Genomic DNA, 23,346 nt, shown 5'->3' on the forward strand with positions numbered 1-23,346 from the left:
ACATAATGCAATATATCCAGCAACCCCAGGCGATTGAAGCCAAAAGTTTCGACATTATTGGCGAGATCATCCGTGAAACCCGTCCGGACTATCAGTTTGCCAGTCCGTTACATGAAGCCATTATCAAGCGGGTCATTCACACGACGGCAGATTTCGACTGGCTGGACATTCTGTGGTTTTCCAGTGATGTGCTGGAGCAGTTTTGTGCGGCGCTTAGCCGTTCGAGCGTGATTTATACCGACACCACGATGGCGCTTTCCGGGATCAATAAAACGCTGCTGGCAAAATTCGGCGGTGAATGCCGCTGTTACATCAGTGACCCGCGGGTTGTGCGTACGGCAAAAGAGCAGGGTATTACCCGGTCCATGGCTGCTGTCGACATTGCGGTGAAGGAGGAGGGGGAAAAGCTGTTTGTCTTTGGCAACGCGCCGACAGCGCTGTTTCGCCTGCTTGAGCATGATGTCGCCGTCAGCGGTGTGGTTGGCGTACCGGTCGGGTTCGTTGGTGCAGAAGAGTCGAAAGATGCATTGACCCAAAGCAATTTGCCCGCCATTGCTGCGTTAGGCCGTAAAGGGGGAAGCAACGTCGCCGCCGCTATCGTCAACGCCATGCTTTATCACATGCAGGGGGCGCGATGAGCGAGGCCTTCGATACGCCGGTGTGGCACAACGGTAAAGCGCTGCGTAAAGGATATACCACGGGATCGTGCGCCACGGCGGCGGCAAAAGTGGCAGCGTTGATGGTATTGCGCCAACACCTCATCCATCAGGTTTCCATTGTCACGCCTTCCGGGGTGACGTTGTGCCTGAACGTTGAGTCGCCGCATATCGAAGGGCAGCAGGCGATAGCTGCCATCCGCAAAGACGGTGGTGATGATGTGGACGCCACCCACGGCATGCTGATTTTTGCCCGCGTGACGTTAGACGATAGTGGCGTGATTGCCTTACAGGGCGGTGAAGGGGTCGGTACGGTAACCCGCAAAGGGATTGGCCTACCGGTGGGCAGCTCGGCGATTAACCGTACACCTCGCCAGACCATTGAATCTGCCGTCCGCGAAGCGATTGGCCCAAATCGTGGGGCGCAGATTGAAATCTTCGCGCCAGAAGGAGAAGAACGGGCGCAAAAAACCTACAACTCCCGCCTTGGCATTCTGGGCGGTATTTCGATTATCGGCACCACGGGTATTGTCACGCCGATGTCGGAAGAGAGCTGGAAACGTTCGCTGTCGCTGGAGCTGGAAATTAAGCGGGCGGCTGGGCTGGAGCGTGTCGTACTGGTGCCGGGAAACCACGGCGAGCGTTTTGTGCGCGAGCAGATGGGTATCGACACCCAGGTTGTAGTCACCATGAGCAACTTTGTCGGCTACATGATTGAAGAAGCCGTACGTCTTGGATTCCGGCAAATTGTGCTGGTGGGACATCCCGGTAAGCTCGTCAAAATCGCGGCGGGGATCTTCCATACCCATAGCCATATTGCCGATGCCCGCATGGAAACGCTGGTGGCCCACCTCGCATTACTTGGCGCACCGCTGGAGCTGCTGACGCTGGTCAGCGAGTGCGATACCACCGAAGCGGCGATGGAACATATCGACGCATACGGTTTCCAGCACATTTATGACCATCTGGCTCAGCGCATTTGTATGCGTGTTCTGCAAACATTGCGCTTTACCAAAAATCCGCCGACCTGCGATGCCATCATGTTTTCCTTTGATAATCAGGTTCTTGGCAGTAATCGCCCGGTCGCAGAGATTGCTGAGGAGATGCAATGTTAACCGTTGTAGGGATGGGCCCCGCCGGTTTGCATTTGATGACGCCTGCGGCACGTGAAGCGGTCGCGGTGGCGGATGTTCTGGTCGGTGGAAAGCGGCATTTGCAGCAATTCCCGGATTTTGCCGGTGAACAGTTTGCTCTTGGCGCCAATATCCCGGAACTTCTGAGCTGGATTAGCGCGCACCAGGAGAAGCATGTTGTGGTACTGGCATCTGGCGATCCGCTGTTTTACGGCATCGGGACGCGCATGGTGGCGCATTTTGGTATTGAGAATGTGCGGATTATTCCCGGCATTAGTGCGGTGCAGTACCTGTGTGCGCAGTCCGGTATTGATATGAACGATATGTGGCTGACCAGTAGCCATGGCCGCAGCGTCTGTTTTGATGAGCTGGCGCGACATAACAAGGTAGCGATGGTGACTGATGCGCTGTGTGGCCCGCGTGAAATCGCGCAGCAGCTCATTGCCCGAGGCAAGGGGCATCGCTGGATGGTGATTGGCGAAAACCTGGCGATGGAAAACGAAAAGATCCATTTCCTGCCTGTGCGTGAAGTTAACGCCGACTATGACATGAATGCAGTGGTGATCCTCGATGAAAGATGAGCTGTTTCTGCGTGGAGAGAAAGTGCCTATGACCAAAGAAGCGGTACGCGCACTTGCCCTCTCAAAACTTGAATTACACCGCGCCAGTCACCTGATTGATATAGGCGCCGGAACCGGCAGCGTGTCGATAGAGGCGGCGTTGCAATATCCCGGATTACGTGTCACGGCCATCGAACGTAACCCGGCGGCGCTCAGGTTGTTGGATGAAAACCGCCAGCATTTTGCCTGCGCAAATATCGATATTTTTCCCGGCGTTGCTCCCATGACCATCGCGGAAAAAGCCGATGCCATTTTTATGGGCGGCAGCGGTGGTCATCTGACCGACCTGATTGACTGGTCGATGCGTCAATTGCATCCCGCAGGGCGTTTGGTGATGACATTTATCCTCCAGGAAAACCTCAACACCGCGCTAACACATCTGGACCATCTTGGCGTACAGGGAGTGGATTGCCTGCAGCTACAGGTTTCCTCGCTTACTGCGCTTGGCAGTGGTCACTATTTTAAACCGAATAACCCCGTATTTGTTATCGCCTGTCAGAAGGAAGGAAACCATGTCTGAGATTTTTGATCCCCGTAGCGTGTGGTTTGTTGGCGCAGGTCCTGGCGATCGCGAGCTGATTACCCTCAAAGGTTACCGGTTGCTGCAGCAGGCGCAGGTTGTTATCTACGCCGGATCGCTGATTAACACCGAACTGCTGGAGTATTGCCCTGCTGGTGCTGAATGTCACGACAGTGCCGAACTGCATCTGGAGCAGATCCTTGATCTGATGGAAGCCGGAGTGAAAGCGGGTAAGACCGTCGTGCGTCTGCAAACCGGCGATGTCTCGTTGTATGGTTCCGTGCGCGAGCAGGGCGAGGAGCTGACCAAACGCGGGATTGACTGGCAGGTGGTGCCCGGCGTCAGCGCGTTCCTCGGCGCGGCGGCGGAGCTGGGCGTTGAGTATACCGTGCCCGAAGTGTCACAGAGCCTGATCATTACGCGCCTGGAAGGCCGCACCCCGGTACCAGAGCGTGAACAGCTGGAGTCTTTTGCCAGCCACCAGACATCAATGGCGATATATCTTTCCGTCCAGCGTATTCATCGGGTGGCTGAGCGTCTGATTGAAGGTGGCTATCCGGCGACCACGCCCGTGGCGGTGATCTATAAAGCAACCTGGCCAGAAAGCCAGACCGTGCGCGGGACCCTGGCGGATATTGGCGACAAGGTTCGCGATGCTGGCATCCGTAAAACGGCCCTTATTCTGGTCGGTAATTTCCTGGGCTCGGAGTATCACTACTCCAAACTCTATGCGGCGGACTTTAGCCATGAATACCGTAAAGCCTGAGTCAATTGCGCTTTTTTGCCTGACTCCTGGCGGCGTTGTGCTGGCGAAACGTCTGGCAGCTATGCTGCCGGTTACCTGTTTTACCAGTGAAAAGCTGCTGGAGGAGGGGTTTATTCCCTTCGAAAACGGCTTTGCGAATACCGCTCGCGAAGCGTTTACGAATTATTCGGCGCTGATTTTTATCGGGGCGACTGGCATTGCGGTGCGCGTACTGGCCCCGCTGGTCAACGACAAGTTTTGCGATCCGGCGGTGGTGGTCATTGATGAACGTGCCCAGCATGTCATCAGCCTGCTCTCCGGTCACGCGGGCGGTGCTAATGCGTTGGCACGTTATCTGGCGGGCATGTTGGGTGCCGACCCGGTTATCACCACCGCGACGGATGTGAACGATATGGCGGCACTGGATACGCTGGCATTTCAACTGAATGCCCGAATGAGTGATTTCCGTTCGGCGGTGAAGATCGTCAATCAGATGCTGGTCAGCAATAAGCGGGTTGGGCTGTGGTGGGATGACGAACTGACGCAGGATATCAGCCATTGCGACCGGCGCGGATTTATTACGGTCACCGATCTCAACCAGCTCCCTGAACTGGATGCGTTGGTGTGCATCACCTTACGCACCAATTTACCTGAGCTGCCTGTTCCGCACTGGAAGCTGGTGCCGCAGCGGGTTGTGGCCGGAATTGGTTGTCGCCGTGATACGCCGTTCCCGCTGCTGGCTGCGCTGCTTGCCCGCCAACTCGAAGCCCAACAGCTCGATCCGCTGGCGCTAAAAGCGATTGGCAGCATCACGCTGAAAAAAGATGAACAGGGACTTATCCAACTGGCTTCATGCTGTCGCGTTCCTTTCGAAACCTTTACTGCTGACGCGCTGCGTGAGCATGAGCACCGTTTTCCGGCCTCATCGTTTGTTCGCAAAACGGTGGGTACAGGAAGCGTTTCTGGTCCTGCAGCCTGGCTGTTGAGCCACGGACAACTGTTAGGCGAGACCCTGCGAGAACAGGGCGTCACTATCACTTTGGGAGTTTCACACTGATGTTAAGCGTAATTGGAATTGGCCCTGGCTCGCAGGCAATGATGACCATGGAAGCCGTTGAAGCACTGCAGGCAGCGGAAATCATCGTTGGCTATAAAACCTACACCCATCTGGTAAAAGCGTTCACTGGCGACAAGCAGGTGATCAAAACCGGGATGTGCAAAGAGATTGAACGCTGTCAGGCGGCGATCGAACTGGCGCAGGCGGGGCACAACGTGGCGCTGATCAGCAGCGGTGATGCGGGGATTTACGGTATGGCCGGGCTGGTGCTCGAGCTGGTCAGTAAGCAAAAGCTGGACGTTGAGGTCAGGCTAATCCCAGGGATGACCGCCAGCATTGCCGCCGCCTCTTTGCTGGGTGCGCCGTTGATGCACGATTTCTGCCACATCAGCTTAAGCGATCTGTTAACGCCGTGGCCGGTTATCGAAAAACGCATCGTTGCCGCCGGTGAGGCCGATTTTGTTATCTGTTTCTACAACCCACGCAGTCGGGGTCGCGAAGGACATCTGGCGCGCGCATTTGAGCTGTTATCTGCCAGCAAGAGCGCACAAACGCCGGTTGGTATTGTGAAGTCAGCCGGACGTAAAAAGCAGGAAAAATGGCTGACCACGCTGGGTGAAATGGACTTTGAGCCGGTTGATATGACCAGTCTTGTGATCGTGGGCAATAAAACAACCTATGTTCAGGACGGCCTGATGATCACGCCACGAGGTTATGTGCTGTGAATTATGGTGATGTGCTGGTCATGGGCGGCACCAGCGACGCGCGCATGCTGTGCCAGCAACTGGATGCGGCAAACGTGGCCTACACCCTGTCCGTTGCGACCCCGACGGGAAAGCAGCTGGCGGGAGACATCAAAGGCCAGGTGCGCTGCGGGCGTCTGGAACGCGAGCAAATGATTGCCTGGCTACAGGAAAATCAGACGCGCTGGGTGATCGATGCCTCGCATCCGTACGCCGAAGTGGTGAGTCGCAACATCATGAATGCCTGCGAAGCGGCGGGCGTACTGCTGAGCCGCTACCAGCGCCCTGAGCAGTTGAGCGGATTAACTCACCCGCAGCTGTATACCGTACAAAGTATTCCGCAAGCCTGTGAGGTGGCGCGACGCTTCGGCGATCGCGTGCTGTTGACGACTGGCAGTAAAGATCTGGCCATCTGGCGCGAAGGGTTGCCTGAAAAAACGCTGCTGGCGCGCGTTCTGCCTGTACCTGAGGTCATTCAGCAATGCGCGGATCTGGGATTTGGCGTCGGTGAAATCTTCGCACTGTGTGGGCCGTTTAGCGCCGAGTTCAACGCCGCGTTTTATCGCCAGTGTCAGGCTGATGTGGTGATCACTAAGGCTTCAGGCGCTGAAGGTGGTTATCAGGAAAAAGTTCAACCCTGTCTGGATGCCGGTATCCCCTGCATCGTGATTACACGTCCGGCACCGTTGGTGACGGGAGACGAGTTACTGGAAAGTCAGGCCGCCTTTGCGGCGCGTTTAACGCGCTGGCTGGCCGCGGCTTAAGGAGTTAAAGATGAAAAAGGCGCTTCTGGTGGTCAGCTTTGGCACCAGCTATCACGACACCTGTGAGAAAAATATTGTGGCCTGTGAGCGCGATCTTGCAGCCAGTTGCCCTGACCGCGACCTGTTCCGGGCGTTTACCTCCGGGATGATTATCCGCAAGCTCAAGCAGCGTGACGGCATTGAAATCGACACACCGCTGCAGGCGCTGCAAAAACTGGCGGAGCAGGGGTATCAGGATGTGGCTATTCAGTCGCTGCACATTATCAATGGCGACGAATACGAAAAAATTGTCCGCGAAGTGCAAAGTATGCGTCCGCTGTTTTCACGCCTGACGCTGGGTGTACCGCTACTGAGCAGCCATGAAGATTACGCCCAGCTGATGCTGGCGCTGCAACAGCAAATGCCGACGCTTAGAGAAAATGAAAAAGTGGTGTTTATGGGACACGGCGCCAGCCATCATGCCTTTGCCGCCTATGCCTGTCTCGACCATATGATGACGGCGCAGCGCTTTCCGGCGCGGGTTGGGGCGGTGGAAAGCTATCCGGAAGTGGATGTGCTGATTGAAAGTTTATCTCAGGAAGGGGTGACGGCGGTGCATCTGATGCCGCTGATGTTAGTTGCTGGTGACCATGCCATCAATGATATGGCCTCTGACGAAGATGATTCGTGGAAAACATTGTTCAATGCGGCCGGGATAACGGCTACGCCGTGGCTCAGCGGACTGGGGGAAAACCCGGCGGTTCGCGCCATGTTCGTGGCACATTTACAGCAGGCGCTTAATGTGGCGCTGGAGGAAGCAGCATGAGCGGGAAACTGTACGCATTAAGCACCGGACCTGGCGCTTCCGATCTGATCACCGTACGTGCTGCACGTACGCTGGGCATGCTGGATATTCTCTATGCGCCTGCCGGGCGTAAAGGCGGCGATAGCCTGGCGCTGTCGATTGTGCGGGAGTATATCGGCGAGCAGACCGAGGTTCGCTGCTGCCATTTTCCCATGAGTGCCGACAGCGCGGAAAAAGAGGCCGTCTGGGATGAGGTTGCAACCGCGCTGGTTCAGGAAGTCGAAGCTGGAAAAAAAGTAGGCTTTATTACGCTCGGCGACGCCATGCTGTTCAGTACCTGGGTCTTTTTACTGCAGCGCATTGGTTCGCCTGACTGGTTAGAAATCGTCCCGGGCGTGACTTCTTTCGCTGCGATTGCCGCGCGTTCGAAAACCCCGCTCGCCATGGAGCAACAATCGCTGGCAGTGGTCTCCTGTACCGCGCCGGAAGCTGAAATTCAGCAGGCGTTAAAGCAGCATGACAGTCTGGTGTTGATGAAAGTGTACGGTCGTTTTGCGCGTATCAAAGCGCTGCTGCAACAAGAAGGTTTGTTGGGCTGCGCATTAATGATGTCTGAAGCCACGCTGCCAGGTGAACAGTGCTGGCGTCATCTCGATGAGGTGAGCGACGATCAGCCGCTGCCTTATTTCTCGACCATTCTGGTCAACAAACAGTGGGAGTATGCACAATGAAGCTTGAACAACAGCTAAAACAGCTGTCTTTCAGCGGGTTGGCTGCGGCGCTATTACTGATGATTGTTCCTGAGCAAGCGTTCGCCATGCACATTATGGAAGGTTTCTTGCCGCCGATGTGGGCGCTGGCATGGTGGCTGCTGTTTTTACCCTGCCTGTGGTACGGGCTGGTGCGCCTGCGCCAAATCGTGCAGGAAGATAACCACCAGAAAGTTTTACTGGCACTGTGCGGCGCCTTTATTTTTGTGCTGTCGGCGCTGAAAATTCCTTCCGTTACCGGAAGTTGTTCACACCCTACCGGCGTAGGCCTGGCAGTTATCCTGTTTGGACCTGGTGTAGTGGCCATCCTCGGGGCGATCGTTCTGCTGTTCCAGGCACTGCTGCTGGCACACGGTGGTTTAACGACGCTCGGCGCGAACGGCATGTCGATGGCGGTAATTGGCCCGGTAGTGGGTTACATGGTGTGGAAAATGGCCTGCCGTGCAGGGCTGCGTCGTGATGTTTGCGTCTTCTTGTGCGCGATGCTGGCGGATCTCGTCACCTATTTCGTGACGTCGGTACAGCTGGGCGTGGCGTTCCCGGATCCCTCTGCTGGCGCTACCGGTTCAATCATTAAGTTCATGGGGATTTTCTGTCTGACGCAGATCCCAATCGCGATTGCGGAAGGGTTACTCACCGTGCTGATTTACGATCAGCTAACCAAACGCCAGTTAATAACCGCACAAGGACATTAACGATGAAAAAGACGCTGATTATATTGGGCATGGTAGTGGCGCTGGTGATCCTGCCGTTCTTTATCAACCACGGTGGAGAGTACGGCGGTTCAGACGGTGAGGCTGAGAGTCAGATTCAGGCTATTGCCCCGCATTATGAACCCTGGTTCCAGCCGCTGTATGAACCGGCAAGTGGTGAAATTGAAAGTCTGCTGTTTACACTTCAGGGCTCGCTGGGTGCAGCCGTGATTTTCTATATCCTGGGTTATACCAAGGGCAGGCAACGCCGTGATGACCGGGCTTGACAGGCTTAGCTATCAAAGCCGTTGGGTTCATGTCTCGCCAGTGCGGAAATTTCTGCTCTGGCTGGTGATGATGATTCTGGCGTTTACTCTGCCCCCGTTGGGGCAGGGTATTGAGCTGTTATTGATTGCCGCGCTGAGCTGCTGGCTGCTGCGTATTTCATTCTGGCGCTGGTGCCGTTGGATGGCATTACCGTTTGGTTTTCTGGCGGTTGGCGTAGTGACCATCCTGTTTAGCATCAGCCGCGATCCACAGACGCTGTTGGCCAGCATACCTGCGGGAAGTTACTGGTTGGGGATCAGCGCACCAGGTCTGGTGACAGCGAATGAAACGTTCTGGCGCAGCCTTGCAGCGCTGGCGGCAACCTTCTGGCTGGTACTGAATCTGCCGTTTCCGCAATTAATTATCCTACTCAAACGCGCGCACGTTCCTCGCCTGCTAACTGAGCAGATCCTGCTGACCTGGCGGTTTATTTTTATTCTCTTAGACGAGGCGCTGGCTATTCACCGCGCACAAACGCTGCGTTTTGGTTATCGTAGCTTGCCGTTGGGCTACCGCTCCCTGGCAATGCTGGTGGGATTGCTGTTCACCCGCGTGTTGATCCGCTACCAGCAAATGACCACCACACTGGATATCAAACTTTATCAGGGTGATTTTCACCTGTAAGGAAAAGTATGCTTGCCACCTCAGCGCTTTGGTTTCGCTATCAGGATGACCCGATCCTCAAAGGGCTAACGCTGGATTTTTCTACGCATGCCGTCACCGGGTTGGTAGGCGCTAATGGTTGCGGGAAATCCACGCTGTTTATGAACCTGAGTGGCTTATTGCGCCCACAGCAAGGCGCGGTGATGTGGCAGGGCAAACCGCTGGATTACAGCAAACGCGGCCTGCTGGCGCTGCGTCAACAGGTGGCAACGGTATTTCAGGACCCAGATCAGCAAATCTTTTATACCGATATCGACAGCGATATCGCCTTTAGCTTGCGCAATCTCGGGGTGGATGAGGCTGAAATCGCCCGACGCGTGGAAGATGCACTTACGCTGGTCGACGCCCAGCATTTTCGCCATCAGCCCATTCAGTGTTTAAGCCATGGGCAAAAAAAACGCGTAGCGATAGCCGGGGCGTTGGTGTTGCAGGCGCAGTATCTGCTGCTGGATGAACCTACTGCGGGCCTCGACCCGTCAGGCCGCACGCAGATGATTGAGATTATCAAACGCATCGTAGCGCAAGGAAACCATGTCGTAATTTCAAGCCATGATATCGATCTTATCTATGAAGTCAGCGATGCGGTGTACGTTTTACGCCGGGGCGAAGTACTCACGCACGGCACGCCAGGCGACGTTTTCGCCCGTACGGATCTTATTGAACAAGCGGGATTAACTCAGCCCTGGCTGGTGAAGCTGCATACCGAGTTGGGCTTCCCGCTGTGTAAAACAGAGGCTGAATTTTTTAGCTGTATGCGAGAGAACGCACTGAAGGAGGCGTCATGACGCAGGCAATAATGTTGCAGGGAACGGCATCTGATGTGGGTAAAAGCGTATTGGTCGCCGGGCTGTGTCGTATTTTTTATCAGGATGGACTGCATACCGCACCGTTCAAATCGCAGAACATGGCGCTGAACTCTGGCATTACGCCAGAGGGAAAAGAAATGGGCCGCGCGCAAATTTTTCAGGCTGAAGCCGCAGGTATTACGCCAGATGTGCGTATGAACCCGGTTCTGCTTAAACCGACCAGCGATCGCAAAGCGCAGGTAGTGCTGATGGGCAAAGTAGCGACTGATATGGACGCGGTGAGTTACCACGAGTACAAACCACGTCTGCGGGAACAGATCCTGTCAGTTTATAACAGCCTGGCGCAGGAGTTCGATGTGCTGGTGCTGGAAGGTGCGGGGAGCCCGGCAGAGATTAACCTGCGCGATCGCGATATCGTCAATATGGGCATGGCAGAAATGGCGCAGTGCCCTGTCGTTTTGGTGGCGGATATCGATCGTGGTGGGGTGTTCGCCTCCATTTACGGCACGCTGGCGCTGTTGCACGATCACGAACGCGCACGCGTAAAAGGGGTGATCATCAATAAGTTTCGCGGTGATGTGACGCTGCTGCACTCCGGTATCGAGCAAATTGAAGCGCTGACCGGTGTTCCGGTGCTGGGCGTGATGCCATGGCTGGATGTTGATCTGGAAGATGAAGATGGCGTTGCACTGCAAAAGGGCAAGTATTTGCGCACTGATAAACGCGACATCGACATCGCCGTTGTGCAAATACCGCACATTTCTAACTTTACGGATTTCAATGCGCTTGCTGCGCAGCCGGATGTGCGTGTGCGCTATGTTCGCCAGCCTGAAGAGCTGGCGGGGGCCGATCTTGTGATTTTACCCGGCAGCAAAAATACCCTTGGCGATCTGGTGTGGCTGCGTGAAAGCGGGATGGCGCATGGCGTGGTGCAATTGCATCGAAATAACGTACCGGTGGTGGGGATTTGCGGCGGTTATCAAATGCTCGGCGATACCATCATTGATGAAGTGGAGTCAGGACTCGGTACGCTGCCGGGGCTGGGCTTGCTCAATACCGTAACCCATTTTGCTCAGCACAAAACCACGACCCTGGTTGAGGGGAAAATGTCCTCATCGCTGCCTGACTGGCTGGCGGGCACGGCGGGGTTATCCGTTCGCGGTTATGAAATTCATATGGGTGAAACAGCATTAACCGATGAATGTCAGTCGGTGATGACGTTGCACAAAGACGGCGGCAACGTTGTTGACGGCGCGGTCACTGCGGATGGTCTGGCGTTCGGCACCTATCTTCACGGTCTTTTCGACAGCGATGATTTCACCCGTGCGTTGGTCAATGGCCTGCGAGAACGTAAAGGGTTAGCTCCGCTGGATTCCACCTTCCATTACGCGCAATATAAATCGCAGCAGTTTGATCTGCTGGCGGATGCGATGCGGCAACACATCGATATTGAGAAAATTTATACCATCATGCAGCAACACCGGGAGCCAGTATGATGATTCTGGTTACTGGCGGCGCGCGAAGCGGTAAGAGTCGGCATGCGGAAGCGCTGATCGCTGATTCCCCAAACGTTTTGTATATTGCGACTTCGCAGATTTTTGATGAGGAAATGGCTGCGCGAATTCAGCATCATCGCGATGGACGTCCTGCGCACTGGCGTACAGCCGAACGTTGGCAACATCTTGATGAACTGATTACGGCCGCGAACGATCCTCAGGAAGCCATTCTGCTTGAATGCATCACTACGATGGTGACCAACCTGCTGTTTGCGCTGGGCGGTGACAGCGATCCGGACAGCTGGGATTACGCGGCGATGGAGCAATCTATCGAAGGTGAAATCCGTTCACTGATTGCAGCCTGTCAGCGCTGCCCGGCAAAGATCGTGTTGGTCACTAACGAAGTGGGAATGGGGATTGTGCCGGAGAACCGTCTGGCGCGGCATTTTCGTGATATTGCAGGACGCGTGAACCAGCGACTGGCGGCGGCGGCTGATGAGGTCTGGCTGGTGGTATCAGGAATTGGAGTCAAAATTAAATGAGTAAGTTGTTCTGGGCAATGCTCTCTTTTATCAGTCGCTTGCCCGTTCCTGCTCGCTGGTCGCAAGGACTGGATTTCGAGCATTATTCCCGCGGTATTGTGATGTTCCCCCTGATTGGCGTCGTGTTGGGAGGGTTGACGGGGCTGGTCTTCATGGCGCTCCAGACCTGGTGCGGTATACCGTTGGCCGCTCTTTTTGCGGTGCTGACGCTGGCGTTATTGACCGGAGGATTTCATCTGGATGGTCTGGCGGATACCTGTGACGGCATTTTTTCGGCGCGCCGACGCGAGCGGATGCTGGAAATCATGCGCGACAGTCGTCTGGGAACCCACGGTGGACTGGCGTTAATTTTCGTTTTACTGGCGAAGGTGCTGGTGGTGAGCGAACTGGCTTTGCGTGGCACGCCGATGCTGGCTGCGCTGGCGGCGGCATGTGTCGCCGGGCGAGGAACGGCGGTGTTGCTGATGTATCGGCATCGCTATGCCCGCGAAGAAGGGCTGGGCAACGTTTTTATTGGTAAAGTCACCGGGCGTCAAACCTGCGTTACGTTGGGATTGGCGGCGATCCTTGCCGCCGTGCTGCTTCCCGGCATGCGCGGCGTGGCAGCGCTGGTTGTCACAATGGTGGCGATTTTTATTCTTGGGCAGTTATTAAAACGCACGTTGGGTGGGCAAACCGGCGATACGCTGGGCGCTGCCATTGAACTTGGCGAGTTGATTTTCTTGCTGGCTCTGCTCTGAGTCAGCCCACATACTGGAACCCTTATGCAGACTTTAACCTCTTTACTCCGCGCGATCCCATTACCTGACAGTGCCGCGATGCTGCGCGCGCAGCAGCATATCGACGGCTTGCTTAAGCCGCCGGGAAGTTTGGGGCGACTCGAATCTCTCGCCGTGCAATTGGCCGGGATGCCTGGCCTGAAGGGTGTGCCGCATGTGAATGGCAAAGCGATGCTGGTGATGTGCGCCGATCACGGCGTGTGGGATGAAGGGGTTGCCGTTTCACCTAAAGTTGTCACGGCTATACAGGCTGCCAATATGACGCGTGGAACGACCGGCGTCTGCGTCCTCGCCGCTCAGGCGGGGGCGAAGGTCCATGTGATAGATGTGGGGATTGATGCTGAACTTATTCCCGGCGTGGTGAATATGCGTGTGGCACGCGGCTGCGGCAATATAGCCGAAGGCCCGGCAATGAGCCGTTCGCAGGCCGAGGAGCTGTTGCTGGAAGTCATTCGCTATACCCATGAACTGGCCAAAGACGGTGTGACGCTGTTTGGTGTCGGTGAGCTTGGTATGGCAAATACTACACCTGCGGCGGCCATTGTTAGCGTGCTTACCGGCAGTCATGCTGAGGAAGTCGTGGGTATTGGCGCTAACCTTCCTCTTTCTCGGGTGGGGAATAAGGTAGACGTTGTGCGTCGGGCAATTGCCGTCAATCAGCCGGATCGCCATGACGGTGTCGATGTGCTGGCTAAAGTTGGTGGGTTCGATCTTGTCGGCATGGCAGGGGTTATGTTGGGGGCGGCCTCCTGCGGCCTGCCGGTCGTGCTGGATGGTTTTCTTTCTTATTCCGCTGCGCTGGCGGCCTGCCAGATTGCACCACAAATTAAACCCTACCTAATCCCGTCACATTTCTCCGCTGAGAAGGGCGCCCGTACCGCGTTGGCGCATCTTGAATTGGATCCGTATCTGAATATGGGGATGCGTTTGGGCGAAGGCAGTGGGGCCGCGTTGGCGATGCCAATTATTGAGGCTGCTTGTGCGATGTACAACAATATGGGGCAGTTAGCCGCCAGTAACATCGTGCTTCCGGATGGTAAGGAAGCGTAGTTACCGCTCAACCTGAACCTCGCCTGTTGGCGAGGTTTTTTTATGCGCAAATATGTCGTAACCCACTAAAACAGATAATAAAAGCTATAATTAACGGATATCTGCTGCGACGAAGGAAAGGAAAAAGATGCGTCGTGTAAAACTGCTTTGTTCACTCATTATGCTGCTTGCGAGTCAGGGCGCGCAGGCGGTGAGTTATCCACTGCCGCCAGAGGGCAGTCGCCTGGTGGGTAGCCCTTTGACTATTACGGTTCCACCAGGTAATACCAAGCCGCTGGAGGCATTTGCCGCTCAGTACGGGCAGGGGTTGAGCAATATGCTTGAAGCCAATCCGGGCGTCGATGTTTTTCTGCCTAAATCGGGTTCAATGCTGGTTGTGCCGCAGCAACTGATATTACCGGATACCGTACGCGAGGGGATTGTCATCAACGTCGCCGAGATGCGGCTTTACTATTATCCTGCTGGCAGCAATACGGTTGAGGTTTTGCCCATTGGCATTGGTCAGGCGGGTAGAGAAACGCCGCGCAACTGGGTAACGGCGGTAGAGCGTAAGCAGGAAGCACCAAGCTGGACACCGACGCCAAATACCCGACGCGAATACGCCGCTCGCGGGGAAAGCTTGCCAGCATTTGTTCCTGCCGGGCCAGAAAATCCGATGGGCCTGTATGCAATTTATATCGGCAGGCTTTATGCCATTCACGGGACAAATGCCAATTTCGGTATTGGTCTGCGGGTAAGCCAGGGGTGTATCCGTTTGCGGAATGACGACATCAAGTACCTGTTTGATACGGTGCCTGTAGGGACCCGTGTACAATTAATTGACCGACCGGTGAAATACAGCGAAGAGCCGGACGGTAGTCGTTGGGTGGAAGTGCATGAGCCGCTGTCGCGAAACCGTTCGGAATACGAGTCTGACAGAAAGGTACCTTTGCCAGTCACTCCCGCTCTGCGTACCTTTATCAGCGGGAATGACGTGGATGTGAGCCGTGGGAACCAGGCACTGGAAAGACGTTCCGGTATGCCGGTGAACATCAGCCTGGTACAGAAACATTATTAATTTTCAGGGCGACCCTGGTGACCTTCAGGTCGGATGGGTCGCTTTTTTTATTTGATACTGCCCCATTTTTACCACGCCAATATGGTCTGCCATTAGTTGAGCTTCGTGTTCACTGTGGGTAACTAACAGCGCCGTTTGCCCGGCTGCGCGCAAAATATCCCGTACCTCGTTGCCAAGACGTTCGCGTGTGCGCTTATCAAGGCTGGAGAAGGGTTCATCGAGCAACAGGATTTCCGGATGTGGCGCCAACGCGCGCGCAAGGGCGATACGCTGTTGTTGCCCGCCTGAAAGCTCATGCGGATAGCGGTTGGCATGGCTGTGTAACTCCACCATTTTCAGCAGCTCAGTCACTCTGGCCTGTTGTTCCTCACGCGGCATGCGACGCAATCCAAAGGCCACATTTTGCTGCGCCGTCAGATGGGGGAATAACGCATATTCCTGGAAGACCATGCCGACATGACGTTTTTCCGGTGGCAGATGAATGCCGGGACCGGCAACACGGCGCTGTGACACATAGATCTCTCCGTTTTGCAGGCGTTCAAATCCGGCAACTGCGCGTAGCACCGTGGTTTTCCCGCAGCCTGAAGCGCCCAGCAGACAGGCGATTTCACCTTTATGTACCGACATTGAAAATCCGCTCAGTACCGATTGCTGGCTGTTGCCATAAGTAACGTGTACATCCTGGAGTCGTAATGCAATTTCTGACATTGTTGCTCTCTTAACCACGGCGAGTCATTTGATGACGCACCAACAAAATAACCGGTAGCGTGCCAGCTAAAACAATCATTAGCGCGGCGATAGCACCTTCTTCATAGGTTCCACGGGCTGCTTCCGCATACAACAATGTTGCCAGCGTTTCGAAATTGACCGGGCGCAAAAGCAACGTTGTTGGCAGTTCTTTCATGGCATCGGCAAAAACCAGCAGGGCACTGCTGACTAACGCTGGGCGCAGCAGGGGAAAATGGACCCGTGCAAACGTCCCCGCACCATTCTCACCCAACAGACGAGACGCCTGTTCCAGCGAGGGGGGGATACGGCCCAGACCAGAATCCAGTGCGCCAATGGCAATCGCCTGGAATCGCATGGCACAACAAATTACCAGCAGGGTCCCGGCGGACATCAGCGGCAGACCACGAACATCCAGTAAATCGGCCAGCCAGCGGTCGACCGCCATGGCGGGTGTCAAAAAACCAATTGCCAGAATTGTGCCGGGGACCGCATAGCCTAAAGAAGCCAGACGCATCACGCCGCGACGAAATCCTGGCATGGCGTTGTCGGCGGCGCTATGACGCGCACTCCAGGCCACTAACATACTGACGCAAACCACCACCAGCGTGGTTCCCGCCGCCAGCGATAGCGTATTTTGTAATGCTGACAGTAACGAAGAGGAAAGCGGATTCTCATCACCTATGCGTTTGGCGCTTTCCCACATTAAAAACAGAACCGGAGCCAGAAAACCCAGCAGGACAGGCAGTGAAATAACGCCACCGAGCAGCCAGCCACGCCAGCCCTGCACGCGCGTAGGTTGAATTTCCCGCAGGCTGCGACTGCTGAATCCTTGTTTTCTGCGACCATAAAATTCCAGCGTCAGAATAAGGAATATAAACATCAGCATCATGCAGGCAATTTGTGCCGCGGCAGATAAATCAGAACGCGAGATCCATGTGGTGTACACGGTAACGGTTAACGTCTGTACCCCGAGAAACTCCGATGCGCCGATATCGTTGAGCGTTTCCAGCAGTGCCAGGCTGATCCCAACGGCCAGTGCCGGACGGGCCATGGGCAATGCAACACGAAAGAAGGTTCCGGTTGCGCTGCATCCCAGCGTGCGTGCGGCTTCCAGTAAATGGGCCGGTTGGCTAATAAACATGGCGCGGGTTGTCAGATACACGTATGGGTAAAGCACCAATCCGAGTAGGATGATTGCGCCGGAAAGTGAGCGTAAATCTGGCAGACGGAACTGTCTTGGGCTGTCAAAACCCAGTAAAAAACGGATAAAGGTTTGCAGGGGGCCAATCGGATGCAGCAGATCGAGCCACGCAAAGGCCACAATGTAGGTCGGCATCGCCAGCGGCAACAGTAACGCCCAGCTAAGTATTTTACGTCCAGGGAAATCCCATGCCGTTACCGCCCATGCGCTGCCTACGCCAATCACGCCGACCATCACCGCGACACCGGCTAATAACAGCACGGTATTTTTTAGTGCGGCAGGTAGTACATACGTCAGGAGATTATCCCAGTGAGATAAATCGGCTTGGGTAGCCTGCCAAATCAGCGCAATGATCGGTGTCAGAACGCCAAGCGCTACGCACAGTGCGCCAAGATGTAGCGGCGTCAATAATGACTGCGGCCCGGAAACCAGGCCGCGTAACGTCGGAAACTGCAGAGGTTTATTGATCGAATCCAACTTTATCTACCAGCAGACTAGCTTGTTTACGATATTTAACGATTTCGGTTAATGGTGTTTTATCGACGTCGATTTCGCCAATAGTTGCGTTGATAACCGGGTCAAGCGTCACGCCTTTCAGTACCGGGTATTCGAAGTTCGCTTTCGCATATTGCTGCTGGGCAGGTGCGGAAACCAGATATTCCATCAGCTTAACGGCATCGGCTTTATTTGGCGCATAGCGGGCTACAGCTGCACCACTGATGTTGACGTGTGTACCGCCATTTTCAAAGGTAGGTTTAACGACTTTAATCGCATCGCCCCATTGACGCGCATCGCTGCCTTCTTTGGCATTTTTCATATGGCCGACGTAATAGGAGTTGGCGAGACCAATATCGCAAATACCGCCGAGGATATCGCGAGCAACATCGCGATCGCCACCGGTAGCTTTACGCGCCAGGTTAGCTTTCACACCGCGCAGCCATTCTTCGGTCTTTGCTTCGCCGTGATGAGCAATCATTGCGGCGATCAGCGCCGTGTTATACGGGTGCTGTCCGGAACGAATACAGACTTTACCTTTGTACTCAGGGCTGGCGAGTTGTTCGTAATGCCAGTTATCGATTGGCAGTGACTTCTCGGCATACAGCACGCGGGCACGCATCGACAGCGCAAACCACTGATTATCTGCACCGCGCAGATTAGCTGGAATAGCGGTTTTCAGTGCTTCTGACTCTACTGGCTGAGTTACACCCGCTTCCACTAAATCAATGAGATTACCGGCATCGACGGTCATCAGCAGGTCGGCAGGTGAATTTTTACCTTCAGCTTTAACGCGCTCAAGCATACCGTCCTTGATATAGACCGTACTGACTTTGATGCCGCTGGTTTTGGTCCAGCTATCAAGTAAAGGCTGGATCAGACCCGGTTCGCGGGTTGTATAGAGCGTTAACGTTTCCTGAGCGAAAGCCGGTAGGCTAACTGAGAAGACCAGGGAAGAGGCAAGTGTGATACGGCGCAGTCCGGCGCGAGGCAGAGAATTCATCGTTTATATCCCAGAGTAATTGGAACGTACAGTGAACCGAGCGAGGGCTCGTTCCTTTGGCTCGCGTACAATAAATGATAATCACTAGCACTTACAATAATTGCAAAGTTTAAACGATTTACATTTACATAACTTTAATCAACGTTGTGATGCGGCATGTAACGGGGTGCAGAGCAGGCAGGGTGCTTATCAGAGGGGATTTTATAGCGACCGAAAAAGCAAAAAACCTGCTTAGTTTCCTAAGCAGGCTTCTTAAATATGGCTCCTCTGACTGGACTCGAACCAGTGACATACGGATTAACAGTCCGCCGTTCTACCGACTGAACTACAGAGGAATCGTGTGAACGAGGCGCATATTACTGACCTCACCATGAGGTGTCAACAGTAAAATTAGCGCGTCATTTCAATTGCTTAATTAATCTTCAAATTCAGCGTTAATGCACATTTGCTGAGCGATAATGACCATCTTAGCGGGTATCGCGTAACCGCTCCATGGGGTTCTGGCGGTAAAACTGAATAAAACGCTGCCATAAGGCCGGAAAACGTGGCGCAAATAATTCAGGAGCACTGAAGAAATACTCCGAAAGAACGGCAAAGCATTCGGCCGGGTCGGTTGCTGCGTAAGCATCTATACTGCACGCGGTTTCACCGACCAGATCAATTTCATCCTGAATGTTATTCATTGCGGCATACAGGTCGTGCTCCCAACCGGCAATATCTCGCAGAGGGATCGCCGGAATACCGCTGGCGCGGTCGCCATTACGCATATCAAGCTTATGTGCCACTTCATGGATGATTAGATTAAAGCCGGAGGCATCAAAAGAATCCTGAATGTCGAGCCAGTTAAGGATTATCGGACCTTGCTGCCAGCTCTGCCCGGACTGTACAACCCGTTGATTATGCACCAGCCCAATATCGTCTTCCCATTCATCGTCCACGACAAACGGGGCAGGGTAGATGAGAACTTCATGAAACCCGTCGAGCCACTCGACCCCTAATTCCAGGACAGGCAAACAGAAAAGCAGCGCAATGCGCGCACTTTTCAGCGGGTCAAGTTCAAACCCCTGAAGCGCTACCAATCTTTTTTGCTGTAAAAAGCGCTCGGCCAGGGCGATAAGTCTGGCTTGTTCTTGCTCGGTGAGATTCACCAGAAGAGGAATAGCCAGGGCGTCGTCCCACGGCCAGTCGTCACTCCGGGTTGTTTCTTGCTCTTTCCAGGGCCACTTAATCATCGTTTTGCTCGCAAACTCGTCACTTGAACGAAATTGACGGAACGGGGTCTGTTAAAATGCCAAATTACCTGGCATCATGGCAACCGCCAAAACGGAGAGATGCCAGAGCGGCTGAATGGACCGGTCTCGAAAACCGGAGTAGGGGCAACTCTACCGGGGGTTCAAATCCCCCTCTCTCCGCCACTATTCAAACAGTTAGCTCAATTCCTTTCAACGACGCATGTCACACTTGGTATAGTGTTGATATATTCGCTTAGTATAAAGCTCGCCATCATCATGTTCTGATTTGCCCAATACTGGAAGATCCAGTGTGGGGGAAATTTTCACTTTTCTGTCATAAACCGCAACCTGGCGTTCAGTTTTGTGATCTGAGAATAGTTGTTTGTCCTTTCTCGTTTCTATCAAGTTTTTTTCCTGCGGCTCAAAATTAAACCAGGGGCAGGGTAGCTAAAGTTATTTTGGCTTTTATGCTAGAAGATAGCCCCAGAAACCAGGCCGTCAGAGAAATTAGCAACAAGCCTCGAGAATAAATCTGACAGTTATCTTTGAGCGATGAGCGGACGCACAAGACGGTGACAAGATTGCAATATTTGTTGGGGTTATGCCCACGACTTGTTTTGGATAAACTCACTTAACCCTTTGTGATACGATAATTATCTTAGATTGTCACATGGGGCCAGATTTTGAATTCATACATTTTCCTTGCCGGGGCCATTGTAGCTGAAGTAATAGGTACAACCCTGATGAAGTTCTCTGACGGGTTTACACGTCTATGGCCATCTGTCGCAACTATTGTGTGCTACTGCACTGCTTTTTATCTTCTCGCTCAGACGCTGTCGACGATTCCAACGGGTATTGCGTACGCAATTTGGTCAGGTGCTGGAATCGTATTAATCAGCCTTTTGGGCTGGTTGGTAAGTGGGCAAAAGCTGGATTTCCCGGCGATCGCAGGCATGTTCCTGATTTGCGCTGGGGTTCTGGTTATCAATATTTTTTCAAAATCTTCCCCGCATTAATTCTAAAAGAATGTCGGATATCTGGCGCTGTTAGCAGAGCTTATCCCTGTGCGGTGAAAAAGCCCGCTTGGTATGAAGCGGGCTTGCGTATTTTTGTCGTAATTAGAACTGATAGACTAAACCAACGGCAACGATGTCGTCAGTTGCGATACCATTGCTTTCATAGAAGCTGTCGTCTTCGTCCAGCAAGTTGATTTTATAATCAACGTAGGTGGACATGTTTTTGTTGAAGTAGTAAGTCATACCCACTTCAACATATTTGACCAGATCTTTGTCGGTGTAGCGTGGGGTGCCATTGCTATGGTGATCCCAGCCACCTAAGTCGACACCTTTAGATTGCAGGAATGCAACGGACGGGCGCAAACCAAAGTCAAACTGGTATTGTGCAACAACTTCAAAGTTCTGCGTTTTGTTGGCGATACCGCCTTTGTCATCACCATAAGCGGTCATATTGCGGGTTTCGGCATACATTGCAGCAAGGTATACGTTGTTAGCGTCATATTTCGCGCCAACAGTCCATGCATCTGCTGTTTCACCACCAGCATATTTACTGGTGTAGCTACGATCATTGCGACCTTCAGCGACCTGGTTGTTAGTACGATCAGAACTGGAGTATGCCGCGCCGAGGCTTAAACCGAAGTCGAAGTCATAGGAGGTGGACATACCGAAACCGTCACCGTTTTCTTTCGCCAGTTTGCGGTTTTCACTATTACCAGAACCTTCCTGACCTACGCTGCTACCTTCATTATTCCCCTGATATTGCAGGGCAAAGTTCAGGCCATCAACCTGACCAAAGAAGCCTTTATTACGATAGGTAGCAACGCCGTTGGTACGGCCCAGCATGTAAACGTCGGTCTGAGTGTAGGTATCACCACCGAATTCTGGCAGCATATCGGTCCAGGCCTCAACGTCGTACACGACGCCGTAGTTACGACCGTAGTCGAAAGTACCGTTTTGACCAAAACCTAAACCGGCAAAGGCCAGACGAGTCCATGAATCGCCTTTGTCACCTTCGGTACCGTTGGCCTGAATGTTATATTCCCACTGACCATAGCCAGTCAGCATATCGTTGATCTGCGTTTCGCCCTTAAAGCCCAGACGCGCATAGGTCATGTCGCCGTCGCTGCCTGCATCATCAGAGAAATAACGCAGACCATCGACTTTTCCGTACAGATCCAGTTTATTGCCGTTTTTATTATAGATTTCAGCCGCATTTGCTGCGCCTGCAGCTAATAAAGCAGGGAGAAGCAGTGCCAATACTTTTCTTTTCATTATGTATTCCCTTTGCATGATAATTAAAATGAATATGTAGTACTATCCAAGCAACTACATTTGGATACTATCTATGAAGTTCATTTAATTTAAAATATAACATGTAACAAATGTATTTAAAATATTTCTAAATATTTCCTAAGTGTGTTTTTATAACTAAAAATATATGTGAATTAAATTGTTATTTGCCACATAAATCATTTTTAATCAATTAGTTATGTATATCTAGTTATTTATTTGTAACTTGAATTTTATTTGTGGAAAGTATTTGTTTTTGTTATTCATATAATATGGTTGTTGATATTGAGATTATGATTTTTATAAATTCATGTGGGTTTTGTTTTCGGCGTGATAATAAAATTTAATTATGTAATGGGGCAGGCAGTGGTTTGCAACGAAAATTGTTGCTAAGGTGATTTTCTTTCTACAAAGGGAGATAGCATGAAACTGCACGACTGGCAGCCGCAATTTGAAGCTTGGTTAGCTGATAACCATTCCGGACAAGATGCTGCGCATGACATCTTTCACTTTCGTCGTGTATGGATGACGGCGCAAAAGCTGAGTACAGATGCTACTGTAGACTGGCTAGTGGTGCTGACCGCGTGCTACTTCCATGATCTCGTCAGCCTGCCAAAGAACCATCCTGAGCGTCATCGTTCGTCGGTACTGGCAGCTCTGGAAACGCGTCGCATTTTTATGCGCGATTTCCCGGATTTTCCACAACAACGGTTACCGGCAGTGTGCCATGCCATTGAGGCGCACAGTTTTAGCGCCAAAATTGCACCAGAAACCCTTGAAGCGAAAATCGTGCAGGATGCGGACCGGCTTGAGGCGTTGGGGGCTATCGGTCTAGCGCGCGTATTTGCTGTGTCTGGTGCCTTAGGCGTGGCGCTATTTGATGCGGAAGATCCGTTTGCCCGCCAGCGTGGCCTTGACGACAAACAGTACGCGCTTGATCACTTCCAGACCAAGTTATTGACGTTGCCGTCGACGATGCAAACTGAACAAGGACGACATTTAGCGCAGCATAATGCTGACTTCTTACTGACGTATATGGCGAAGCTGAGTGCGGAGTTAAAAGGAGAGTATGAAATGCTGGATCTTGACGCGATTCAACCCTTTAAAGCACGTTAGTCGCCAGTACAGCCTCAACGTCAACCGCACTATTTTATGTTAATCTGTCGGTTATCCATT

Annotated in this window: 26 protein-coding genes, 2 tRNA genes and 1 pseudogene; 22 read left to right on the forward strand and 7 right to left on the reverse strand. The window is 53.2% G+C overall.

Annotation, left to right across the window (positions count from 1 at the left end; translation table 11 throughout):
* Positions 1–5: 5 nt before the first annotated feature.
* From OGV71_RS15125 to ldtA, 19 genes are all read left to right on the forward strand, one after another.
* On the forward strand, positions 6–638 hold the full coding sequence (locus OGV71_RS15125; RefSeq protein WP_008785140.1) for a cobalt-precorrin-8 methylmutase: 633 nt from the start codon (positions 6–8) through the stop codon (positions 636–638).
* Positions 635–1,771 carry a cobalt-precorrin-5B (C(1))-methyltransferase CbiD gene (gene cbiD / locus OGV71_RS15130; protein WP_003030269.1) on the forward strand — a complete coding sequence of 379 codons (1,137 nt, stop codon included), beginning with the start codon at positions 635–637 and terminating at the stop codon, positions 1,769–1,771. Before OGV71_RS15125 ends, cbiD begins: the two co-directional genes overlap by 4 nt.
* Positions 1,765–2,370, forward strand: coding sequence for a cobalt-precorrin-7 (C(5))-methyltransferase (locus tag OGV71_RS15135; RefSeq protein ID WP_032949563.1), 606 nt, complete (start codon positions 1,765–1,767; stop codon positions 2,368–2,370). The genes cbiD and OGV71_RS15135 overlap by 7 nt, the downstream gene beginning before the upstream one ends.
* Positions 2,360–2,929 (forward strand): decarboxylating cobalt-precorrin-6B (C(15))-methyltransferase, encoded by a 570-nt coding sequence (locus OGV71_RS15140; RefSeq protein WP_003030273.1) that lies wholly within the window; start codon positions 2,360–2,362, stop codon positions 2,927–2,929. Before OGV71_RS15135 ends, OGV71_RS15140 begins: the two co-directional genes overlap by 11 nt.
* Entirely contained in the window at positions 2,922–3,695 is a 774-nt protein-coding gene (locus OGV71_RS15145; RefSeq protein WP_003030275.1) for a cobalt-precorrin-4 methyltransferase, read from the forward strand. The genes OGV71_RS15140 and OGV71_RS15145 overlap by 8 nt, the downstream gene beginning before the upstream one ends.
* Positions 3,676–4,731, forward strand: coding sequence for a cobalt-precorrin 5A hydrolase (gene cbiG, locus OGV71_RS15150; RefSeq protein WP_204583479.1), 1,056 nt, complete (start codon positions 3,676–3,678; stop codon positions 4,729–4,731). The genes OGV71_RS15145 and cbiG overlap by 20 nt, the downstream gene beginning before the upstream one ends.
* The gene (locus OGV71_RS15155; protein WP_003030278.1) at positions 4,731–5,456 is read left to right on the forward strand and encodes a precorrin-3B C(17)-methyltransferase; all 726 of its coding nucleotides are present in this window, start codon (positions 4,731–4,733) and stop codon (positions 5,454–5,456) included. The genes cbiG and OGV71_RS15155 overlap by 1 nt, the downstream gene beginning before the upstream one ends.
* A complete protein-coding gene (locus OGV71_RS15160; RefSeq protein ID WP_003844233.1) occupies positions 5,453–6,238 on the forward strand; it encodes a cobalt-precorrin-6A reductase in 786 nt (261 codons plus the stop codon). Before OGV71_RS15155 ends, OGV71_RS15160 begins: the two co-directional genes overlap by 4 nt.
* A gap of 10 nt (positions 6,239–6,248) precedes the next feature.
* Positions 6,249–7,043 carry a sirohydrochlorin cobaltochelatase gene (gene cbiK / locus OGV71_RS15165; RefSeq protein ID WP_003839033.1) on the forward strand — a complete coding sequence of 265 codons (795 nt, stop codon included), beginning with the start codon at positions 6,249–6,251 and terminating at the stop codon, positions 7,041–7,043.
* Positions 7,040–7,753, forward strand: coding sequence for a cobalt-factor II C(20)-methyltransferase (locus tag OGV71_RS15170; protein WP_003839034.1), 714 nt, complete (start codon positions 7,040–7,042; stop codon positions 7,751–7,753). The genes cbiK and OGV71_RS15170 overlap by 4 nt, the downstream gene beginning before the upstream one ends.
* The gene (cbiM, locus tag OGV71_RS15175) at positions 7,750–8,487 is read left to right on the forward strand and encodes a cobalt ECF transporter S component CbiM (RefSeq protein ID WP_003834098.1); all 738 of its coding nucleotides are present in this window, start codon (positions 7,750–7,752) and stop codon (positions 8,485–8,487) included. Before OGV71_RS15170 ends, cbiM begins: the two co-directional genes overlap by 4 nt.
* Before the next feature lie 2 nt (positions 8,488–8,489).
* Positions 8,490–8,771: an energy-coupling factor ABC transporter substrate-binding protein gene (locus OGV71_RS15180; protein ID WP_003030289.1), complete on the forward strand. Its 282-nt coding sequence runs from the start codon at positions 8,490–8,492 to the stop codon at positions 8,769–8,771.
* On the forward strand, positions 8,758–9,435 hold the full coding sequence (locus OGV71_RS15185; protein ID WP_204584410.1) for an energy-coupling factor ABC transporter transmembrane protein: 678 nt from the start codon (positions 8,758–8,760) through the stop codon (positions 9,433–9,435). Before OGV71_RS15180 ends, OGV71_RS15185 begins: the two co-directional genes overlap by 14 nt.
* Before the next feature lie 8 nt (positions 9,436–9,443).
* Positions 9,444–10,259, forward strand: coding sequence for an energy-coupling factor ABC transporter ATP-binding protein (locus tag OGV71_RS15190; RefSeq protein WP_003839037.1), 816 nt, complete (start codon positions 9,444–9,446; stop codon positions 10,257–10,259).
* A complete protein-coding gene (locus OGV71_RS15195) occupies positions 10,256–11,776 on the forward strand; it encodes a cobyric acid synthase (protein WP_204583480.1) in 1,521 nt (506 codons plus the stop codon). The genes OGV71_RS15190 and OGV71_RS15195 overlap by 4 nt, the downstream gene beginning before the upstream one ends.
* On the forward strand, positions 11,773–12,318 hold the full coding sequence (gene cobU, locus OGV71_RS15200) for a bifunctional adenosylcobinamide kinase/adenosylcobinamide-phosphate guanylyltransferase (protein WP_003030294.1): 546 nt from the start codon (positions 11,773–11,775) through the stop codon (positions 12,316–12,318). The genes OGV71_RS15195 and cobU overlap by 4 nt, the downstream gene beginning before the upstream one ends.
* A complete protein-coding gene (cobS, locus tag OGV71_RS15205) occupies positions 12,315–13,058 on the forward strand; it encodes an adenosylcobinamide-GDP ribazoletransferase (RefSeq protein WP_003844226.1) in 744 nt (247 codons plus the stop codon). Before cobU ends, cobS begins: the two co-directional genes overlap by 4 nt.
* A gap of 24 nt (positions 13,059–13,082) precedes the next feature.
* A complete protein-coding gene (cobT, locus tag OGV71_RS15210) occupies positions 13,083–14,147 on the forward strand; it encodes a nicotinate-nucleotide--dimethylbenzimidazole phosphoribosyltransferase (protein WP_204583481.1) in 1,065 nt (354 codons plus the stop codon).
* Between the two features lie 127 nt (positions 14,148–14,274).
* Complete coding sequence (gene ldtA, locus OGV71_RS15215; RefSeq protein WP_204583482.1) at positions 14,275–15,204, forward strand: L,D-transpeptidase; 930 nt, start codon at positions 14,275–14,277, stop codon at positions 15,202–15,204.
* 24 nt (positions 15,205–15,228) lie between these two features.
* Here ldtA and OGV71_RS15220 read toward each other — a convergent pair whose 3' ends face one another.
* The 5 genes from OGV71_RS15220 to mtfA all read right to left on the reverse strand — a co-directional run bounded on the left by OGV71_RS15220 (position 15,229) and on the right by mtfA (position 19,864).
* The gene (locus tag OGV71_RS15220) at positions 15,229–15,912 is read right to left on the reverse strand and encodes an ABC transporter ATP-binding protein (protein WP_003030299.1); all 684 of its coding nucleotides are present in this window, start codon (positions 15,910–15,912) and stop codon (positions 15,229–15,231) included.
* 10 nt (positions 15,913–15,922) lie between these two features.
* Positions 15,923–17,611, reverse strand: a complete 1,689-nt coding sequence (locus OGV71_RS15225) for an ABC transporter permease (protein ID WP_204583483.1) — start codon at positions 17,609–17,611, stop codon at positions 15,923–15,925.
* On the reverse strand, positions 17,595–18,632 hold the full coding sequence (locus OGV71_RS15230) for an extracellular solute-binding protein (protein ID WP_003030303.1): 1,038 nt from the start codon (positions 18,630–18,632) through the stop codon (positions 17,595–17,597). The genes OGV71_RS15225 and OGV71_RS15230 overlap by 17 nt, the downstream gene beginning before the upstream one ends.
* A gap of 259 nt (positions 18,633–18,891) precedes the next feature.
* Positions 18,892–18,967 (reverse strand) — tRNA-Asn (locus OGV71_RS15235).
* A 132-nt stretch (positions 18,968–19,099) separates the two neighbouring features.
* Positions 19,100–19,864 carry a DgsA anti-repressor MtfA gene (mtfA, locus tag OGV71_RS15240; protein WP_003030306.1) on the reverse strand — a complete coding sequence of 255 codons (765 nt, stop codon included), beginning with the start codon at positions 19,862–19,864 and terminating at the stop codon, positions 19,100–19,102.
* A 93-nt stretch (positions 19,865–19,957) separates the two neighbouring features.
* On the opposite strand from mtfA, the gene OGV71_RS15245 reads away from it, so the two are divergent.
* Positions 19,958–20,047, forward strand: a tRNA-Ser gene (locus tag OGV71_RS15245).
* A gap of 27 nt (positions 20,048–20,074) precedes the next feature.
* Here the strand turns inward: OGV71_RS15245 and OGV71_RS15250 are convergent.
* A pseudogene (locus OGV71_RS15250) lies at positions 20,075–20,254 on the reverse strand (hypothetical protein); the annotation flags it as partial.
* Between the two features lie 293 nt (positions 20,255–20,547).
* Between OGV71_RS15250 and OGV71_RS15255 the strand changes: the two are divergent.
* Positions 20,548–20,880: an EmrE family multidrug efflux SMR transporter gene (locus OGV71_RS15255; RefSeq protein ID WP_003839058.1), complete on the forward strand. Its 333-nt coding sequence runs from the start codon at positions 20,548–20,550 to the stop codon at positions 20,878–20,880.
* A 102-nt stretch (positions 20,881–20,982) separates the two neighbouring features.
* On the opposite strand, the gene ompC is transcribed toward OGV71_RS15255, so the two are convergent.
* Positions 20,983–22,152 carry a porin OmpC gene (ompC, locus tag OGV71_RS15260; RefSeq protein WP_003839061.1) on the reverse strand — a complete coding sequence of 390 codons (1,170 nt, stop codon included), beginning with the start codon at positions 22,150–22,152 and terminating at the stop codon, positions 20,983–20,985.
* A gap of 441 nt (positions 22,153–22,593) precedes the next feature.
* On the opposite strand from ompC, the gene OGV71_RS15265 reads away from it, so the two are divergent.
* Positions 22,594–23,286, forward strand: a complete 693-nt coding sequence (locus tag OGV71_RS15265) for a phosphohydrolase (protein ID WP_204583485.1) — start codon at positions 22,594–22,596, stop codon at positions 23,284–23,286.
* Positions 23,287–23,346: the final 60 nt, after the last annotated feature.

Source organism: Citrobacter sp. Cf088, from assembly GCF_030334295.1.
Taxonomy (GTDB): Bacteria; Pseudomonadota; Gammaproteobacteria; order Enterobacterales; family Enterobacteriaceae; genus Citrobacter; species Citrobacter freundii.

Bases quoted from the DNA above. Each gene is read 5' to 3' on its own strand.
- OGV71_RS15180 (WP_003030289.1), top strand. From the start codon at position 8,490: ATGAAAAAGACGCTGATTATATTGGGCATGGTAGTGGCGCTGGTGATC.
- OGV71_RS15185 (WP_204584410.1), top strand. From the start codon at position 8,758: ATGACCGGGCTTGACAGGCTTAGCTATCAAAGCCGTTGGGTTCATGTC.
- OGV71_RS15220 (WP_003030299.1), bottom strand. From the start codon at position 15,912: ATGTCAGAAATTGCATTACGACTCCAGGATGTACACGTTACTTATGGC.
- mtfA (WP_003030306.1), bottom strand. From the start codon at position 19,864: ATGATTAAGTGGCCCTGGAAAGAGCAAGAAACAACCCGGAGTGACGAC.
- OGV71_RS15145 (WP_003030275.1), top strand. From the start codon at position 2,922: ATGTCTGAGATTTTTGATCCCCGTAGCGTGTGGTTTGTTGGCGCAGGT.
- OGV71_RS15195 (WP_204583480.1), top strand. From the start codon at position 10,256: ATGACGCAGGCAATAATGTTGCAGGGAACGGCATCTGATGTGGGTAAA.
- cbiK (WP_003839033.1), top strand. From the start codon at position 6,249: ATGAAAAAGGCGCTTCTGGTGGTCAGCTTTGGCACCAGCTATCACGAC.
- OGV71_RS15230 (WP_003030303.1), bottom strand. From the start codon at position 18,632: ATGAATTCTCTGCCTCGCGCCGGACTGCGCCGTATCACACTTGCCTCT.
- OGV71_RS15190 (WP_003839037.1), top strand. From the start codon at position 9,444: ATGCTTGCCACCTCAGCGCTTTGGTTTCGCTATCAGGATGACCCGATC.
- OGV71_RS15265 (WP_204583485.1), top strand. From the start codon at position 22,594: ATGAAACTGCACGACTGGCAGCCGCAATTTGAAGCTTGGTTAGCTGAT.
- OGV71_RS15125 (WP_008785140.1), top strand. From the start codon at position 6: ATGCAATATATCCAGCAACCCCAGGCGATTGAAGCCAAAAGTTTCGAC.
- cobS (WP_003844226.1), top strand. From the start codon at position 12,315: ATGAGTAAGTTGTTCTGGGCAATGCTCTCTTTTATCAGTCGCTTGCCC.
- cbiD (WP_003030269.1), top strand. From the start codon at position 635: ATGAGCGAGGCCTTCGATACGCCGGTGTGGCACAACGGTAAAGCGCTG.
- OGV71_RS15135 (WP_032949563.1), top strand. From the start codon at position 1,765: ATGTTAACCGTTGTAGGGATGGGCCCCGCCGGTTTGCATTTGATGACG.
- OGV71_RS15170 (WP_003839034.1), top strand. From the start codon at position 7,040: ATGAGCGGGAAACTGTACGCATTAAGCACCGGACCTGGCGCTTCCGAT.
- ldtA (WP_204583482.1), top strand. From the start codon at position 14,275: ATGCGTCGTGTAAAACTGCTTTGTTCACTCATTATGCTGCTTGCGAGT.
- cobT (WP_204583481.1), top strand. From the start codon at position 13,083: ATGCAGACTTTAACCTCTTTACTCCGCGCGATCCCATTACCTGACAGT.
- cobU (WP_003030294.1), top strand. From the start codon at position 11,773: ATGATGATTCTGGTTACTGGCGGCGCGCGAAGCGGTAAGAGTCGGCAT.
- OGV71_RS15155 (WP_003030278.1), top strand. From the start codon at position 4,731: ATGTTAAGCGTAATTGGAATTGGCCCTGGCTCGCAGGCAATGATGACC.
- OGV71_RS15140 (WP_003030273.1), top strand. From the start codon at position 2,360: ATGAAAGATGAGCTGTTTCTGCGTGGAGAGAAAGTGCCTATGACCAAA.
- cbiM (WP_003834098.1), top strand. From the start codon at position 7,750: ATGAAGCTTGAACAACAGCTAAAACAGCTGTCTTTCAGCGGGTTGGCT.
- cbiG (WP_204583479.1), top strand. From the start codon at position 3,676: ATGAATACCGTAAAGCCTGAGTCAATTGCGCTTTTTTGCCTGACTCCT.
- ompC (WP_003839061.1), bottom strand. From the start codon at position 22,152: ATGAAAAGAAAAGTATTGGCACTGCTTCTCCCTGCTTTATTAGCTGCA.